General features: G+C 62.8%; 10 protein-coding genes. 3 read left to right on the top strand and 7 right to left on the bottom strand.

What is annotated here, in order from left to right; genetic code table 11:
• Nucleotides 1-151 precede the first annotated feature (151 nt).
• Genes PQR42_RS05100 through PQR42_RS05085 form a run of 4 tightly spaced genes read right to left on the bottom strand, consistent with a single transcriptional unit; the run spans nt 152 to nt 7,162 of the window.
• Nucleotides 152-1,744 (bottom strand): efflux transporter outer membrane subunit, encoded by a 1,593-nt coding sequence (locus PQR42_RS05100; protein ID WP_408382823.1) that lies wholly within the window; start codon nt 1,742-1,744, stop codon nt 152-154.
• Nucleotides 1,745-1,757: 13 nt separating this feature from the next.
• The gene (locus PQR42_RS05095; RefSeq protein WP_408382821.1) at nt 1,758-4,943 is read right to left on the bottom strand and encodes an efflux RND transporter permease subunit; all 3,186 of its coding nucleotides are present in this window, start codon (nt 4,941-4,943) and stop codon (nt 1,758-1,760) included.
• Nucleotides 4,944-4,999: 56 nt separating this feature from the next.
• Nucleotides 5,000-6,262 carry an efflux RND transporter periplasmic adaptor subunit gene (locus PQR42_RS05090; protein WP_408218086.1) on the bottom strand — a complete coding sequence of 421 codons (1,263 nt, stop codon included), beginning with the start codon at nt 6,260-6,262 and terminating at the stop codon, nt 5,000-5,002.
• Between the two features lie 45 nt (nt 6,263-6,307).
• A complete protein-coding gene (locus PQR42_RS05085; protein ID WP_408218088.1) occupies nt 6,308-7,162 on the bottom strand; it encodes an alpha/beta hydrolase in 855 nt (284 codons plus the stop codon).
• Between the two features lie 183 nt (nt 7,163-7,345).
• On the opposite strand from PQR42_RS05085, the gene PQR42_RS05080 reads away from it, so the two are divergent.
• The gene (locus PQR42_RS05080; RefSeq protein WP_132377706.1) at nt 7,346-8,350 is read left to right on the top strand and encodes a LysR family transcriptional regulator; all 1,005 of its coding nucleotides are present in this window, start codon (nt 7,346-7,348) and stop codon (nt 8,348-8,350) included.
• Between the two features lie 237 nt (nt 8,351-8,587).
• Nucleotides 8,588-8,896: a DUF4148 domain-containing protein gene (locus PQR42_RS05075; RefSeq protein ID WP_408493581.1), complete on the top strand. Its 309-nt coding sequence runs from the start codon at nt 8,588-8,590 to the stop codon at nt 8,894-8,896.
• A gap of 222 nt (nt 8,897-9,118) precedes the next feature.
• On the opposite strand, the gene PQR42_RS05070 is transcribed toward PQR42_RS05075, so the two are convergent.
• The gene (locus PQR42_RS05070) at nt 9,119-10,192 is read right to left on the bottom strand and encodes a purine-nucleoside phosphorylase (RefSeq protein WP_408382817.1); all 1,074 of its coding nucleotides are present in this window, start codon (nt 10,190-10,192) and stop codon (nt 9,119-9,121) included.
• A 233-nt stretch (nt 10,193-10,425) separates the two neighbouring features.
• On the opposite strand from PQR42_RS05070, the gene PQR42_RS05065 reads away from it, so the two are divergent.
• Nucleotides 10,426-11,406, top strand: coding sequence for an aldo/keto reductase (locus PQR42_RS05065; protein WP_408218097.1), 981 nt, complete (start codon nt 10,426-10,428; stop codon nt 11,404-11,406).
• A 16-nt stretch (nt 11,407-11,422) separates the two neighbouring features.
• Here the strand turns inward: PQR42_RS05065 and PQR42_RS05060 are convergent, their stop codons facing one another.
• Nucleotides 11,423-12,328, bottom strand: coding sequence for a cation diffusion facilitator family transporter (locus PQR42_RS05060; protein ID WP_408218100.1), 906 nt, complete (start codon nt 12,326-12,328; stop codon nt 11,423-11,425).
• Nucleotides 12,329-12,483: 155 nt separating this feature from the next.
• Nucleotides 12,484-17,325, bottom strand: coding sequence for an NAD-glutamate dehydrogenase (locus PQR42_RS05055; protein ID WP_408382815.1), 4,842 nt, complete (start codon nt 17,323-17,325; stop codon nt 12,484-12,486).
• Nucleotides 17,326-17,351 lie beyond the last annotated feature (26 nt).

Genomic DNA, 17,351 nt, shown 5'->3' with positions numbered 1-17,351 from the left:
CGTAAACGCAATAAACGCAATATATGAATTATTTGCAACGCGATCACCGTCGCACCGCTTTCCGCTTTCCCAAGTGGATTCGGTTAACGAAAAACGCCGGGCCGCGCTTTCGCGCGACCCGGCGTCTACCGCTCGTCCGTGATTCGACGAATTATTGCTTCGCCACCTGTTGCACGGCAACGGCGGCCGCCACCGGAGCAGATGCCGGCGCAACCGCACCCACCGCCGTATCCGCCGCCTTCACATCGCCCCAACCGCCGCCCAACGCGCGAATCAGATTGACCGTCGCTACCGCCTGCGTGCCCGACAGATGGCTCGCCTGCAGTTGCGAAGTCAGCACCTGCCGTTCACCATCGATCACATCCAGATAGCTGACCGCGCCCTCCGTGTACTGCGTACGCGACAGATGTGCCGCCCGTTGCGATGCCTGTACCGCATCGTTCTGCTCGCGCATCTGATCGTCGAGCAAACGCAAATCGGCGAGGTTGTCCTCCACCTCACGGAATGCCACCAACACCTGCTGACGATACTGCGCCACGTCCTCGTCATACTTCGAACGGGCCTGCGCGAGGTTCGCCTTGCGGCGGCCGCCGTCGAACAAGGGCAGCGTCAACGCCGTGCCGGCAAACGGCCCGAGAATAAACGCGCGGCTCGACCACTTGAACAGATCGCCGAGCGTCGCCGATTCAAAGCCCGCCGCGCCGGTGATATCGAGTTTCGGGAAGAACGCCGACTTCGCGAGGCCGACACGCGCGTTCGCCGCCTGCATCGCCCGCTCCGCCGCCGAAATATCCGGCCGGCGTTCAAGCAAAGCCGAAGGCAAGCCCGTCGGCACACGCACCGTCACCGGAGCCAGCGGCGCTTCCGCGAACGAGAAATCCGCCGGCGGCTTGCCGAGCAGAATCGCGAGACTATGTTCCGATGCCGCGCGCTGACGTGCCACGCCCACTGCGTCCGCACGCGCACTGGCGAGTTCATTACGGGCCCGCGATACATCCAGCTCACCGATATCGCCTTCCTTGAAACGCCGCTCGACCAGCTTCAGCGTGTCCTCGCGCAACGCCACGGTACGGCGGTACAGGTCCTGATCCGTATCGAGCTCACGCAACTGGAAGTAGTTCTGCGCGACGTCCGCCTGCAGCGACAGTTGCACCGAGCGGAACAGCGCCTCGCTTTGCTGCTCGTCCGCACGCGATGCGTTCACGTTCGAGCCGACCCGCCCGAACAGATCCGCTTCGTACGACGCGGTGGTTTGCGCGCGCCAGATCGTGCCGGTGGTGCCGCCCGCGCTATCCGGCTGGAACTGCGATGCCGCCGAAGCGCGCTCGCGCGTCGGGCCGAAGCCCGCATCGAGCTTCGGGAACCAGTCCGACTTCGCCGCCTGCGTCACCGCACGCGCCTGCTGCACGCGCGCCGCGGCCGCCTTCAGGTCCTGATTGGCGGCGGCCGCCTGCTCTTCAAGTGTGTTGAGCTGCGCATCGCCGAAAATCGTCCACCATTCGCCACGATGTGCGTCGTCGGCGGGCTGCGCCTGCTTCCACGTGCCGTTATCCTGCGTCGATGCAGCAGCGGGTGCCGATGCAGCAGAGGTAGCCGACGCCGCAGGCGCTTCCTTGAACGCAACCGGCGTATCCACTTCAGGCCGCTTATAAGTCGGCTCCAGGGAGCAGGCGGCGAGCAACGCGACCAGCAAACCGCTGGCAGCCGCCCGGCCCCATCCGCTCAAAGATTCATAGCGTTTCATTATTGTTTTCTCCTCAGGCGTCCGTCACCGGCGCGCCATAGTGCGGCGAATCTTTCTGCGCGACGTGAATCGTTCCACCCGCCAGCGTACGCAGCACCACATAGAACACAGGGGTCAGCATCAGACCGAACAACGTGACGCCGAGCATGCCGAAGAACACCGCGATCCCCATCGCATGACGCATCTCCGAACCGGCTCCGCTCGACAGCACCAGCGGCACCACGCCCATGATGAATGCGATCGACGTCATCAGAATCGGCCGCAGACGCAAGCGGCTCGCCTCGATCGCCGCCGACAGCGGCGTGTGCCCGTCATGCTCCAGTTCGCGAGCGAACTCGACGATCAGAATCGCGTTCTTCGCCGACAAGCCCACCAGCACCATCAAACCAATCTGCGTGAAGATGTTGTTGTCGCCACCCGTGAGCCACACGCCGGTCAGCGCGGACAGCACGCTCATCGGCACGATCAGGATCACGGCGAGCGGCAGCGTCAGACTTTCATACAGTGCGGCGAGCACGAGGAACACGAGCAGCACGCTGATCGGGAACACCCACAAGCCTGCATTGCCGGCCAGAATCTGCTGATACGTCAGGTCGGTCCACTCGAGCTTCACGCCGCGCGGCAAGACTTCCGCCGCCACGCGTTCGGCCGCGGCTTGCGCCTGACCCGACGAGAAACCGGGCGCCGGCCCACCGTTGATGTCGGCAGCCGTATAGCCGTTGTAGCGCACCACCATTTCCGGACCGAACGTCGGCGTCACCGTCACCAGCGACGACAACGGCACCATGTCGCCCGCGGCGTTACGCGTCTTCAGTTGCAGGATGTCGTCGGCGCGCTGACGGAACGGTGCGTCCGCCTGCACCCGCACCTGATACACGCGGCCAAAGCGGTTGAAGTCGTTCACATACAGCGAGCCCAGATAGATCTGCATCGTGTTGAACACGTCCGTGACCGGCACGCCGAGCTGCTTGGCCTTCACGCGATCCAGATCCACATTCAGTTGTGGCACGTTGATCTGATAGCTCGAGAAGGTCGGGCCGAGTTCAGGCGTCTGCGCGGCCTTCTTCACGAACGCCTCCGCGGCCTTGTTCAACTCCGCGTAACCGAGCGCGCCGTGATCCTCCAACTGCATCTTGAAGCCGCCGAGCGTGCCGAGACCGAGCACCGGTGGCGGCGGGAACACCGCGACGAACGAATCCTTGATCGCACCGTATTGCTGATTCAACGCACCGGCAATCGCACCGGCCGAAAGCTTCTTGTTGCCGCGATCCTTGAAGGGCTTGAGCGTGACGAACACGATGCCCGCGCTGGAGCTATTCGTGAAGCCGTTCACCGACAGACCCGGGAACGCCACCGCGCTCTCCACGCCCGGTTGCTTCAGCGCGATCGAGCTCATATCGCGAATCACTTTCTCCGTACGATCCAGCGACGCACCGTTCGGCAATTGCGCGAAGGCAATCAGGTACTCCTTGTCCTGCGCCGGCACGAAGCCGCCCGGCACCACGCGCGAGATCAGCACAGTTGCGCCCAACAGGATGGCGTAGACCGCCAGCATCGCGCCCTTACGGCGCAGCACGCCGGTCACGCCGCGGCCATACTCCGTCGAACCGCGATGAAAGACCTTGTTGAAACGCTTGAAGAAACCACCCAGCAGGCGATTCATCACGCGCGTCAGGAAGTCTTCCTTCGCGCCGTGGCTGCGCAACAGCATCGCGGACAACGCCGGCGACAGGGTCAGCGAGTTGAACGCCGAAATCACCGTCGAAATCGCGATGGTCATCGCAAACTGCTTGTAGAACTGGCCCGTCAAACCAGTCATGAACGCGAGCGGCACGAACACGGCGACGAGCGTCAGCGCGATAGCGATAATCGGCCCGCTCACTTCCTGCATCGCCTTATAGGTCGCGTCGCGCGCACTCAGCCCGTTCTCGATATTCCGCTCGACGTTCTCCACCACCACGATCGCATCGTCCACGACGATCCCGATGGCGAGCACCATGCCGAACAGTGACAACGCGTTGATCGAGAAACCGAACGCGAGCAGCAGCGAGAACGTCCCGACAATCGACACCGGCACTGCGATCAACGGAATGATCGAGGCCCGCCACGTCTGCAGGAACACGATCACGACGATCACCACCAGTGCGATCGCTTCGAGCAGCGTATGCACGACCGCCTCGATACTCGAGCGCACGAACTGCGTCGGGTCGTAGACGATCTTGTATTCGACGCCCGCCGGCATGTCTTCCGCGAGTTCCTTCATCGCGGAACGCACCTGATCGGAAATCGCGAGCGAGTTCGCGCCCGGCGCCTGGTTGATGGCGAGCGCCACCGCAGGCTTGTTGTCGAGCAGCGAACGCAGGCCGTACTCCGAGGCCGCGAGTTCGATCCGCGCAATGTCTTTCAGGTAGGTCACGCCACCGTCCGGCGTGGTCTTGACGATGATGTCGCCGAATTCGCCCTCAGTCTTCAGACGGCCACGCGCATTCACCGACAACTGCAACTGCGTGCCCGGCACCGAAGGCGATGCGCCGATCACACCGGCCGCCACCTGAATGTTCTGCTCACGGATCGCGTTGACCACTTCGGTCGCCGTCAAGCCGCGTTGCGACACTTTCTGCGGATCGAGCCAGACGCGCATCGCGTAGTCGCCCGAACCCCACAACTGCACTTCGCCGACGCCCTGAATCCGCGCAAGCCGGTCCTTGACGTTCAGCAGCGCGTAGTTGCGCAGATACGTCATGTCGTAGCGATTGTTCGGCGAGATCAGGTGGACCACCATGGTCAGCGTGGGCGAGCTCTTGATCGTCGTGACGCCGAGGCGCTGCACGTCTTCCGGCAGACGCGGCAGCGCCTGGTTGACGCGGTTCTGCACGAGCTGCGTCGCGAGGTCCGGATTGGTGCCAAGCTTGAAGGTCACTGTGAGCGTGAGATTGCCGTCGCTATTCGCTTGCGACTGCATGTACAGCATGTTCTCGACGCCGTTGATCTGCTCTTCGAGCGGCGAAGCGACCGCTTCGGCGATCACCTTCGGATTCGCACCCGGATACTGCGCGTGCACCACCACCGAAGGCGGCACGACTTCCGGATACTCCGAGATCGGCAGCTTGAAGAGCGAAATAATGCCCGCCAGCAGGATCAATACCGATAGCACGCCGGCAAAGATCGGCCGATCGATGAAGAATTTGGATATGTTCATGGGAAGCTCTTAACGTTGGAGCATGCGCCGCGCAGTCAGGCCGCGGCGCGCGAGGCTCACGAATTCTTGTCCGCTTTGGTGCGCGTCTGCGTTTGGGCCTGCGATTGCGTCGGCGACTGCGGTTGCGTTGGCGTCTGCTTCTGTGCGAGCGGCGCGCTGTTCGGATCGTCATCGGTCGTCATCGGCACCATGTGCGCGCGCACCGCGTCGCCAGGACGCACGCGCTGGATGCCGTTCACGACGATCCGGTCAGTCGCTTTCAGACCACCCTTCACCACGCGCAGACTGCCCTGCATGCCGCCCACGTCGATCGAGCGATACACGACGTGATTGCCCTGATCCACCACCAGCACGAACTTCTTGTCCTGATCGGTGCCCACCGCGGCGTCGTCGATCAACAGCGCCGGATGCGGTTCGCTGCCGCCGACTTTCACGCGCGCATACAAACCAGGAATCAGTGCACCGTCCTGGTTATCGAAGCGCGCGCGCACGCGGATCGTGCCCGACGACGTGTCGAGGCGGTTGTCCACCGACTCGATCACGCCGCTGCGCGAGTAGCCGCTTTCGTCCGCGAGACCGAGTTCCACCGGCACCTTGCTGCCGTCTTTCGCGCGGCTCAGGTATTGCAGGTAGGTTTGTTCGTCCGCGTCGAACGATGCGTAGATCGGCGACACCGACACGAGCGTGGTCAGCGGCGCCGCAGTCGCGCCCGCCGATATGACGTTGCCCACCGTGATCTCGGCACGCGACACGCGGCCCGAAACCGGCGCGACAATCTTCGTATAGCCGAGATTGATGCGGGCGGTTTCGACGGCGGCTTGCGCGGCCTTCAGGTTGGCGCTCGCTTCGCGTGCGGCGTTCTGCTTCTCGTCGTAGTCACGCTTGGCGATCGCGTTGTCGGCGATCAGGCGTTGCGCGCGCTCCCAATCACTTTGCGTGTAGCCCGTGCGTGCCTGCGCAGCCGCGAGTTGCGCTTCGGCGCGATCCACTTCGGCAGCGTACGGACGCGGGTCGATCACGAACAGCGTGTCGCCCTTCTTCACGAGCGCGCCGTCCTTGAAGTTGACGGACACGATGGTGCCCGGCACCTGCGAACGCACGTCCACTTTCTCGACGGCTTCGAGGCGGCCCGAATAGCTCTGCCAGTCTGTGATCGTTTTTTGCACCACAGTGGCCACATCGACTTCCGGCACGATGGTCGGCGCGGCAGGCGAGCTCGCGTCCACGCGAATCGCGCCGAACGTGCCCAGCCCGGCCACGACGATGACGGCAAGTGCGGCAATCGCCACACGGCGACGGGAAAGAGGAAGGATAGTCATGTGAAGCTCCCGAGATCGTTGATTAAAGTTCTGCTTATTTCTATTTCAGCGATGGGCGCGCGCATCGAAGCGCCACTGAAAAAATCGCACCGCTTCCTGCAAGGCGGGCGGATGATCGGCCAACGCGGCATGCGAGACACTCGGATAGCGGACCACCTGGGTCAGCACACCGGCGTCGATCAGACTGCTGGCGTATTTCTCCGCTTCCACATGCAGCACGTCGTTTTGCGCCGTCGCGATCAGCGTGGCCGGCAGGCCCGCGAGCCGTGACGATTCGAGCGGCGCGGCATACGGATGCATGCGCTGCGACGCTTGCGGTAGATACGCGCGATAACACGCCGCGCACTCTTTCGCCGTGATGTCCGAGCCGAGGCGCTTTTCGTCGCCCAGACGCGTGAGGCTCGGATCGAGCATCGGCCCGAACAGCGCCTGCGCGGAAATGCGCACGTCACCGCGATCCCGCGCGATGAACGCGAGGCAATTGGCCAGTTGCCCGCCCGCATCGTGGCCGGCTACGCCGACCTTCTTGCTGTTGCCGCCGAACGCACGCGCCCGCGTTTGCACCCACAGCGCCGCGCGGTGCGCGTCTTCAGGCGCGGCGGGAAACGGAAACTGCGGCGCCAGCGAATAGCCAACCGACACGACCAGAGCCGGTAAGTGTTCTGCGAAATAACGCGAGGCGAAGTCCGCCTGGCCGATCGATCCCTTCGTAAATCCACCACCGTGGAAATAAAGCAGTACCGGCAGTGCGGTTTTGTTTGCCTGCCGGTACAGACGCAACGTGATGTCCTGCGCGTGCCCTTCGATCTGCACGTCAGTGACTTCGAGTGCCGTGCTATCGGCCTCTGCCGGGCCGCTGCCGGTGGGCACAAAGGAGTACGGCGGTTTAAATGCTTCCATGTCGAGCCGCGCAATGCGCATAGAACTTCAATGGTGCGAATTGTGGCTTCGGCAGACTCGTAAATAAATGCCTATAATCCGGCAACACAATTCGGCGCCCCTGAACAATCGAATGCGATTGTCTGCGGATTCGCGGTGGAGTCCATTCCTGCTCAGTGCGCCAGCCCCTATTGGAGGTCTGCAATGGACCGGCTTCAGGCCATGCAAGTGTTCACGCGCGTCGTCGACACCAACAGCTTTACCCGTGCAGCGGAAACGCTCGACTTGCCGCGCGCATCGGTTACCACGATTATTCAGAACCTCGAAGCGTTCCTCGGCACGCGTCTGATGCATCGGACCACGCGCCGTTTGTCGCTCACGCCGGACGGCGCGGCGTACTACGAACGCTGCGTGCGCATCCTCGCGGACGTCGAAGAGACCGAGGCCAGTTTTCAGAGCGGCAATAAAAAGCCGCACGGCAAGCTGCGTATCGACATGCCGGGGTCGATCGGCCGCTTGCTGGTGATTCCTTCGCTGTGTGAATTCCACACGCGCTATCCGGACATCGACCTGCAACTCGGCCTGACGGACCGGCCGGTGGACCTGCTGCAGGAAGGCGTGGATTGCGTGGTGCGGGTCGGCGCGCTACAGGATTCCTCGCTGGTGGCGCGTCGGATCGGTTTGTTCGAGGGTGTGACCTGCGCGGCCCCCGATTACATCGAGCGGGCGGGCATGCCGACTTCGCTCGATGACCTGGAGAATCACAAAGCAGTCAATTACTTTTCGAGCCGCACGGGGCGCACGATCGATTGGGCCTTCATGGTTGATGGCAAAGAAGTTGAAGTAAAAATGAAGAGCATCGTCTCGGTGAACGACGCGGACGCCTACGTGACTTGCGGGTTGGAAGGCTTCGGCCTGATTCAGCCGGCGCTCTTCATGGTGCTGCCGCATCTGCGTTCGGGCCAACTGGTGGAAGTGCTGCCGGAGCTGAAACCTTTGCCGATGCCGATTTCCGCAGTCTATCCGCACAGCCGGCATCTGTCGCCTAAAGTCCGCGTTTTCGTAGACTGGATCGCGGAGCTGTTCGATCGTTGTCCGTTATTGAGCGGGCGTGGCAGTCTCGACGCAACCTGCACGAAGCGCACTTTCGAAGAACGCGAGTCCGCTCCGATGCTCGACACTCCGGTAATAACGGAATGGGTCGCGTAAAACGCGTGAGTTGTTGAAGTACAGAATCTGGAACAGTGAATTCCAACCGCGGCTCTAATGCCGCGGTTTTCTTTTGCGGCAGCGCCAGCAAGGCTTTTTACGCAGCATTAGAGCGATTGTTCCGAAATCGCGACAATTCATTTCGCGAAAGTGCGATTTATCCGCACTGCCTCAAAGTCTACATTTCACCCTGTCGCAGCGCCGCTCGTGCTGCAAACGAATCGACAGGAGTGAATCATGAAACGCAATCTCTTAGCAGGTCTGGCTCTTTCGCTGCTCGTGAGCGCACCGGCGTTTGCACAAAGCAGCGGCGGCGGCATTGGCCGCGCCGGCACTTATGAAACGCTGCCTACCCCGACCGCCAGCGCGAAGACGCGTGAAGAAGTGAAGGCGGAACTCGTGGCGGCCTATCGCGACGGTTCACTGCCCGCTCTGAATCGCACGACGTATCCGAACAAAGGCCTGATCGGTCAAACCCAGGCCGAACGCATCGCGCTGCAGGAAGGCACGAGCGGCGACGTCACGCGCGTGGCCAAGGGCCAGTAAAACCAGCGGGCCGCAATGATTCGGTTTCCAAAAGAAATAGTCATTGCGGCGCCATCCATGCACTCTTCAAAAAGGAGCTCATCATGACACCCTCGGAACTCGACGATTGGGATACCGACACCCCTGTGTGGACGCCGTACCGCGCGCCGCAACACTAAGTGTCGAAAGTAGCAGCGAGTGCCCGCGGACCTGGTTCGCGGGCACGGTCGCATTTGCAGGGACCTAGCGCCTCGGCACGCCGTCGCGCCATTCGCCCCAATGGGTGGAGATATCCTGTACGAGCGGATTGCCCGAGAGGAAGAGGTTCTGGATGGCGATCGTAAAGCCGCCTTGCGCGGCATAGTTCAGCAGGTTGTCCGCGCTCGTCTGCCCGTCGTAGGGCCGGTCGAAATCGGAGCCCGCCCGCAACACGGCAACGCGGCTCAGGTCCACCTTGTTCACCGACGCCGCACGCTTGAGCGCCTCATACGTGGCGTTGTCCTCCTGCTGCGTCGTGCAGTAGACGCCCTTTCCGTCGGTCAGAATCTTGGTCCAATCGCGAGCTCGCTGGCCGAGGAGCGTGCCTGACCACCACGTATCGCCGGCCAGCGTATCGCATTGAATGACAGTCGGCGGACGGTTCGCCGGCGCGTACGAGTACTTGGCCCGCGCGGCCTGAGCCTGCGCGTTATCGGACAGCGTCACGTGGCGAGACAAGGCGAACGCCGTATTCGCGAGCCGCGTGTTCAACTGGAATACTTCAGTGCGGTAGTCGAGCGGCGGCTTGTCCGACGGACTCGTCGTGTTGATGCCGAGGTAGCCGGTATTCCAGCCGGGCGGAATCTCGCGCCCATCGATCTCCCACTGAATCCCGAAGTCGACCAGATACTTCGCCCACGCGGCGGAACCCACCGTACCCTGCTGCGGATCGATCCCGGCAATGCCGGCCACCATGAAGTACGTATGCCGCAAATCGAAACGCGGCGAGAACGTCAGCGCCATGATCGACGCAGCAGCATTGGTGTGTCCCATGCCGGTGGTCATCACGCACACGTCCTGCCTGTTGCAATGGACGGTCGGGTAATCGGGCGACAAGCCGTCCACCGTAATATCTCGCCAGGGACCGAGGTTATCGAGCCACACCTGCCCTTCCGGCCCGAACATCGAAATGATCATCACCTTGACGGGCTGCCCGTGCGAGCCGCCGTCGCCGTGCGAGAAACCGTCGTTGTCGTCCGCACTGGCCGGTCCGGACGAAAAGGCCGCGCATGCCGCGAGGGTAATGGCGCAGACGGCGCCGAGTGAGCGAGTCAGCATCGTGATCTTCCTTTTGCTTGTGATGCAGGTTGGGAGAGAGTGCTGCTTTTAAGCCGAAAGAAGTATAGGTGCGAAGAAATTATTTTCCACTACGCGATGCACCATCGGTCCGCGCTTTCGGGCACTGTCTGGAAAGGCATGCAAATCGGCGCAGTACGCGTTCTTCGGCGTTTTCTTATAATCGATAGTCCGCAGCGCACCGGCTTTGTGCACTTCATAACAGGAGCACCACGATGGACTATGTGAAACTCGGCCGTACCGGCCTCGATGTATCGCGTCTTTGTCTCGGTTGCATGAGCTACGGCGTGCCGTCTCGCGGCACGCATCCCTGGTCGCTCGACGATGAAGCGGCGCGGCCCTTCATCAAACAGGCGCTCGATCACGGCATCAATTTCTTCGACACCGCCAACGTCTATTCCGACGGCACGAGCGAGGAGATCGTCGGCCGGGCGCTCAAGGACTTTGCGAAGCGCGACGAGATCGTGCTGGCCACCAAGGTGAATAGCCGCATGCATCCGGGCCCGAACGGCGCCGGGCTGTCGCGCAAGGCGATCATGTCGGAGATCGACCACAGCCTCAGACGCCTCGGCACGGACTACGTGGACCTGTACCAGATCCATCGCTGGGACTACGGCACGCCGATCGAAGAAACCATGGAAGCGCTCCACGATGTCGTGAAGGCCGGCAAGGCGCGCTACATAGGCGCATCGTCCATGTATGCCTGGCAGTTCGCCAAGGCGCTGCACGTGGCTGAGAAGAACGGCTGGACGCGCTTCGTGACGATGCAGAACTATGTGAATCTGCTCTATCGCGAGGAAGAGCGCGAGATGCTGCCGCTGTGCGAAAGCGAAGGTATCGGCGTGATTCCGTGGAGCCCGCTCGCGCGCGGCCGCCTGACGCGCGACTGGAACACCGAAAGCGCGCGCTCCGAGACCGATGAATTCGGCCGCACGCTCTATGCGCAGACGGAAGACGCGGATCGGCGCATCGTCGAACGGGTCAGCCAGATCGCCAAGGAGCGCGGCGTGCCGCATGCGCAAGTGGCGCTGGCGTGGGTGTTGCAGAAGAAACCGATCACCGCGCCGATCGTCGGAGCGACCAAGCTGCATCACCTCGACGATGCGGTGGCCGCGCTCTCGTTGAATCTGAGCGCGGACGAAATCCGCCAGCTCGAGGAACTGTATGTGCCGCACGCGGTGACCGGCTTCCAGTAAGCGGCACGCATGCTGCTCAAACGCGCGGCACCTCCGGTTCGAAAAACACCCAGCGGACTTGCGGGAACGTGGCCTGCAAGTCCGCTTCGATCACGTTGATCGCATCGACCATGGCGCGGCCGCTCGCGTAGTCGATCATTTCCGCCTGCACGGCCACCACCACATGACGGCCCCATTGCAGCGTAATCATATTGATGATGCTGCGAATCTCGGTGCGCCCGCGCAGATGCGCCTCGATAGCGCGCCGCACTTCGGGGCTCGCCGATTCGCCGACGATCATCGACTTCACTTCACGCGCCACCAGCCACGCAATCACCATCAGCAGCACGCCGACGCCGATGGAACCCAGCGCGTCATAGACAGGATTGCCGGTCACCATGGTGAGCAGCACGGCCACGAAGGCCATCGCGAGGCCCGCCAGCGCGGCGATATCCTCGCCCGCTACCACCAGCAGTTCGGATTCGCGCGTCTCCCGAAACCAGCGCCACATGCTTTTGTCGGGATGCGTCTTGCGGATTTCCTTGACGGCGCCCCACAAGGAGAGCGCCTCGAGCACCACCGACACACCGAGCACCACCAGTGCTACATAGGCGTACTGCAACGGCTCGTGCACGAACAGTCGATGCACGCCCTCATACACCGAGAACGCGCCGCCCACAAAGAACAGCAGAAGCGCGACCAGCAGTGAATAAAAGTTGATCTCGCGCCCGCCGCCCATGGGATGCAGCGGGCTCGCCGGCTTGCGCGCTTCACGCAGACCGAATAGCAACAGCAATTGATTGCCGCAGTCGGCGGTCGAGTGGATGGCCTCGGCGAACATCGAGCCGGAACCGGTGAACGCGGCAGCCGCGAACTTGCAGATGGCGATGCCGAGGTTGGCGGCGAGCGCATAGAAAATGGCTTTCGGCGATTCTTCTTTCATCGTCGTGGAAGGCGTCCGTGAGTTTGCAAAGAGCTTTCGGTGAGCAACAGCCCGTATTATGGCCATGCCGGGCGGCATGCGTCCAACCCGGGTGTTGTTTGCACCGCGCTCCGCTTGCTCTCTACAACATTCGCCTTCCCTCGCCCTGCGCAGTGTTATGCCCTTTCGAGCGCCGCCATTTCACGCACGATCACCAGCAGCATAGACAGGCTCGCGCCGCCGGTGGCCCGCAGATCGGCTAGCAGACGCGCGTAGCGTTCCAGTTGCGCGGTGCGCTTCTCACGCCATGCCTCGACCAGCGCCTCGGGCGTGGATGCATCGTCGGCGTCGGCCAATGCGCTCGTCGTCAACGCGCGTTTGAGACGCGCGATGTCGGCCACCGCCGTCGCGCGCGCCAGCATGTCCCAGTGCGTGGGTGCGGGCAACGCGGCCGCGCGCTCGCTGATCCAGCTGGAATTCAGCAGCGTGCCGAGCGCGAAATAAACGCCCGTCACCAGTTCGAGACTGCGCCCGCTGGTCGACGCCACTTCAGCGATATCGAGCAACGCGGCCGAGATCTCGCCGCCCGCGATCCGCACCGCCAGCTCGCTATCCACGCCGGCGTCCGCGAACACGCGCTGCCGCTCGGAGAGCGCTTCGAGATCCGCGCTCGGCAAGAGCGAAGGCCATTGCGGCGCAAGGCGTTGCGCCGCGTCGCGGCAACGCGCGAGCAGGCCGGCCACGTCGCGGGCGCTGACCGCGCCTGATTGCAATTGCCGCAGGAACCACAGCGCGGAACGCTCGACCAGCCGCGCGACTTCGACGAACATGCGCGCCTGGATGTCGTCGGCGACGCGGTTGTCGAGCGCGTCGATACTGCGCCAGACGTCGTCGAGATTGAACACGTCGCGCGCCATGATGATGGCCCGCACGATCTCGCCGGGCTGCGCGTCGGTTTCCTCCATCAGCCGGTGCACGAACTCGCAACCCACGCGATTCACCAGCGCGTTGGTCAGATGCGTCGCGAGAATTTCACGGCGCAGCGGGTGGCGCTGCATCGGCTCGCTGAAGCGCTGCCGCAATGGCTTCGGGAAATATTCGACCAGCATGTCGCTGACGAGCGGGTCTTCCGGCATCGACGATTCGAGCAGCGCGTCGTACAGCCACATCTTGCTGTAGGCGAGCAGCACGGCGCGCTCCGGCGTGGTGAGCCCTTGCTTGGCGGCCTGCCGTTCGGCGACTTCCTCATCGGTCGGCAGAAACTCGATCACGCGATTCAGACGCCCCGCACGTTCGAGGTAGCGCATCAGGCGAGCTTCCGCATCGAGCAATTCGACGCCGTAGCGGCCCGCAATCGACAGCGCCTGCGTCTGGTAGTAGTTGTCCTGCAGCACGAGCAGGCCGACTTCGTCGGTCATTTCGGCAAGCAGCGCGTTGCGCTGCTTCTCCGTCATTTCGCCGTCGGAAACGACCAGCCCCAGCAGAATCTTGATGTTGACCTCGTGGTCCGAGCAGTCCACACCCGCGGAGTTGTCGATCGCGTCGGTATTGATACGGCCGCCGCGCTGCGCGAACTCGATGCGCCCGAACTGCGTAAGGCCGAGGTTGCCGCCTTCGGCCACGACCTTGCAATGCAGATCGGAACCGTTGACTCGGATCGCATCGTTGGCACGATCGCCGACTTGCAGATGCGTTTCGCGGCTCGCCTTCACATAGGTGCCGATGCCACCGTTGTACAGCAGATCGACCGGCGCCTGCAGAATCGCGCGCATCAATTCAGCGGGTGCGAGCGCCGGTGCACTGATGCCGAGCACCGACTGCACCGCCGGCGACAGCGGAATGGTCTTGGCGCTACGCGGAAACACGCCGCCGCCCGCCGAGATCAGCGAAGGATCGTAGTCGGCCCAACTCGAACGGTCGAGAATGAACAGGCGCCCACGTTCGGCCAGACTGACCGCCGGATCGGGATTCGGATCGAGAAAGATATGCCGATGATCGAACGCGGCCACCAGTTTGATATGCGGCGACAGCAGCATGCCGTTGCCGAACACGTCGCCCGACATGTCGCCCACGCCGACCACCGTGAAGTCCATGGTCTGCGTGTCCACGCCCATTTCGCGGAAGTGCCGCTTGACCGACTCCCATGCGCCGCGCGCGGTGATGGCCATTTTCTTGTGGTCGTAGCCGACCGAGCCGCCCGATGCAAACGCGTCGTCGAGCCAGAACCCGTATTCCTGCGAAATCGCGTTCGCGTAGTCGGAGAACGTGGCCGTGCCTTTGTCGGCGGCGACCACCAGATAGGGATCGTCGGGATCGTGGCGCACCACGTCGGGCGGCGGCACGATGGTCGTACCGGCGAGATTGTCGGTCACGTCGAGCAGGCCGCGGAGGAAGGTCTGATAACACGTAATGCCTTCGCGCATCCACGCGTCGCGTTCGGTTTGCGGCGGCGGATTCTTCACGACGAAGCCGCCTTTCGAACCGACCGGCACGATCACCACGTTCTTCACCATCTGCGCCTTCATCAGGCCCAACACTTCCGTGCGGAAGTCCTCGCGCCGGTCCGACCAGCGCAGGCCGCCGCGCGCCACGCGTCCGCCGCGCAAATGCACGCCTTCCACGCGCGGCGAGTACACCCAGATTTCGAACATCGGTTTCGGCTCGGGTAGGCCGGGCACCTGCGTGGGATCGAACTTGAAGGACAGATACGGCTTTGGATGTCCGTCGGCATCGAAGCGATAGTAGTTCGTGCGCTTGGTCGCCTTGATGACGCCGAGAAATTGCCGCAGTATGCGGTCTTCGTCGAGATTCGGCACCTGATCGAGCGCGCTGTCGATCGAGCGCAGCCAGCCGTCGACGCGCGCCTCGCGCGTCTCGCCCAATACCGGATCGAAACGGGCAATGAACAACTCCACCAGCATGCGCGCTATCGCCGGATTGCCGGTCACCGCGCGTTCGATATACGCATCGCTGAAGGTCGAGCCGACCTGCCGCAAATACTTCGCGTACGCGCGCAGGATCGTCACCTCGCGCGCATTCAATTGCGCGCGCAACACGAGGCGATTGAAGTCGTCGCTTTCAATCGCGCCGGTCCACACCTGCTCGAACGCTTCTTCGAAGAGATCCTTCACGCGCTCGATGTCGAACTCCGCGTCGTCCGCGAGTTCGAGGCCGAAGTCGTGAATCCACGCGGGCGTCGCGCCCAGCGCCTCGATCAGATAGGGCCGCTCCTCATCGACACGCACGCCGAGATGTTCGAGCATCGGCAAACTGCGCGACAAGGCGATCGGCAAACCCGCGCGATACACCTTGAAGCGAAACGCGCGCGGGCCCGATTCGATCGGGCGATACAGGTTCATGGCGAGCCGCTCGCTGCCTTGCACGCGTTCGATCAGTTCGATATCGCGCACCGCCGTGCGGGCGGGATAATCGTCGCGATAGCCGGCGGGAAACGAATCGCCGTAGTGTTGCAGCAGACGGTTGCCCTGCTCTTCGCCGAAGGCGTCGAGCAAGGCATCGGCGAGATCGTCCTGCCAGCGGCGTGCGACCTGCACGAGCCGCGCTTCCAGTTCGCGCGTATCGACGTTGGGCATGCCGCCCGGCTTCGCGTGCACGACGAAGTGAATACGCGCCAGCGTGGACTCCGACAGCAGCGGCGTGAACTCGACACTCTCGCCGTTGAATGCGTCGGCCAGCAGATTGGCGATGCGTTGGCGCAAATCGGTGTTGTACTTGTCGCGCGGCACGAACACGAGGCACGAGACAAAACGATCGAAGCGGTCACGCCGTACGAACAGCCGGGTGCGCTGATGCTCCTGCAAACGCAGCACGCCTAGCGCGATATCGTAGAGCTGATTCTCTTCGGCCTGGAAGAGCTCGTCACGCGGATAGGTTTCCAGCACCGTGACCAGCGATTTCGCGAGATGACCTTTCGGCAGGAAACCGGCTCGTCTCACGATATTCGCGCATTTGCGCCGCACGATCGGAATCTCCGCGGCCGACACGAAATACGCCGTGGATGTATAGAGACCGATGAAACGCCGCTCGCCGGTCACCTTGCCGTCAGGGCCGGTCATCTTGATGCCGACATAGTCCAGATAGCCCGGCCGGTGCACGGTGGCCCGCGAATTGGCCTTGGTCAGAAAGATCGGCGACGAACCAGAAATGATCTCGGCCGCGGCCGGCGGCAAGGGTGTGATCTCGGCGGCGCCGGCGGGCCGCAATGCATCGCGCAGAATGCCCAGACCCGAACCCGGCACCGCGCGCAGACCATAGCCAATATCGTGCTGCACCAGTTCGTAATCGCGCTGGCCGAGAAAGGTGAAGTGATCGGCCACCATCCATTCGAGGAACGCGCGTGCTTCCAGACCTTCCGGTCCGCCCTCGCCGGCTTTCATGCCTTTGATCGTGACGCGCGCGAGTTCGACGATCTTCGGCCAGTCTTCGACGGCGGCCCGTACGTCGCGCAACACCTTGGCGATTTCGTCACGCAGCGCGTCGAGTTTTGCGGCATCGCCGCAACGGTCCACTTCGAAGTGGATGAACGACGTCAACTGCGAACGCGTATCGCTCGCTTCTTCCGCGCCCTGGATCAAGCGCGCGATACTGCCGTCGGGCGCACGCCAGATGCGAAACACCGGATGCACGACGGAATGCAGCGCGAGGCCCTGCCGGTTGACCGCCATCGAGACGGAATCGACCAGAAACGGCATGTCGTCATTGACGATCTCGATCACCGTGTGATCGGAGTGCCAACCGTGCTGTTCGAGAATCGGGTTATAGACGCGCAGCCGTTCGGCGCCGGGCACGAAGCGTTGCGCCGTTTGCCAATGCGCGAGCGCCGCGCCGTAGAGATCGGCAATCGAGCGGCTTTGCAGATCGTCGGCGTCGACGAAATCGTAGTAGTGCCGCAGAAAGGTCTCGACGACCTTGAAGGTTGGCTCAGGCAGGCGCCCTCGCGCAAATTCGACGACATCGTTCAGCAAGTGCGTGACGGCTTCTTCGTTCTTTGCTTGCATGATCAACTCCCCCGGCTGGGCGGCAA

The organism is Paraburkholderia sediminicola (assembly GCF_046027355.1).
GTDB classification, from domain to species: Bacteria; Pseudomonadota; Gammaproteobacteria; order Burkholderiales; family Burkholderiaceae; genus Paraburkholderia; species Paraburkholderia sediminicola_B.
Note: the sequence above shows the minus strand (reverse complement) of the source record. Positions and strands in the feature narration are given on the sequence as shown.

Bases quoted from the DNA above. Each gene is read 5' to 3' on its own strand.
- PQR42_RS05100 (WP_408382823.1), bottom strand. From the start codon at position 1,744: ATGAAACGCTATGAATCTTTGAGCGGATGGGGCCGGGCGGCTGCCAGC.
- PQR42_RS05095 (WP_408382821.1), bottom strand. From the start codon at position 4,943: ATGAACATATCCAAATTCTTCATCGATCGGCCGATCTTTGCCGGCGTG.
- PQR42_RS05090 (WP_408218086.1), bottom strand. From the start codon at position 6,262: ATGACTATCCTTCCTCTTTCCCGTCGCCGTGTGGCGATTGCCGCACTT.
- PQR42_RS05085 (WP_408218088.1), bottom strand. From the start codon at position 7,162: ATGGAAGCATTTAAACCGCCGTACTCCTTTGTGCCCACCGGCAGCGGC.
- PQR42_RS05080 (WP_132377706.1), top strand. From the start codon at position 7,346: ATGGACCGGCTTCAGGCCATGCAAGTGTTCACGCGCGTCGTCGACACC.
- PQR42_RS05075 (WP_408493581.1), top strand. From the start codon at position 8,588: ATGAAACGCAATCTCTTAGCAGGTCTGGCTCTTTCGCTGCTCGTGAGC.
- PQR42_RS05070 (WP_408382817.1), bottom strand. From the start codon at position 10,192: ATGCTGACTCGCTCACTCGGCGCCGTCTGCGCCATTACCCTCGCGGCA.
- PQR42_RS05065 (WP_408218097.1), top strand. From the start codon at position 10,426: ATGGACTATGTGAAACTCGGCCGTACCGGCCTCGATGTATCGCGTCTT.
- PQR42_RS05060 (WP_408218100.1), bottom strand. From the start codon at position 12,328: ATGAAAGAAGAATCGCCGAAAGCCATTTTCTATGCGCTCGCCGCCAAC.
- PQR42_RS05055 (WP_408382815.1), bottom strand. From the start codon at position 17,325: ATGCAAGCAAAGAACGAAGAAGCCGTCACGCACTTGCTGAACGATGTC.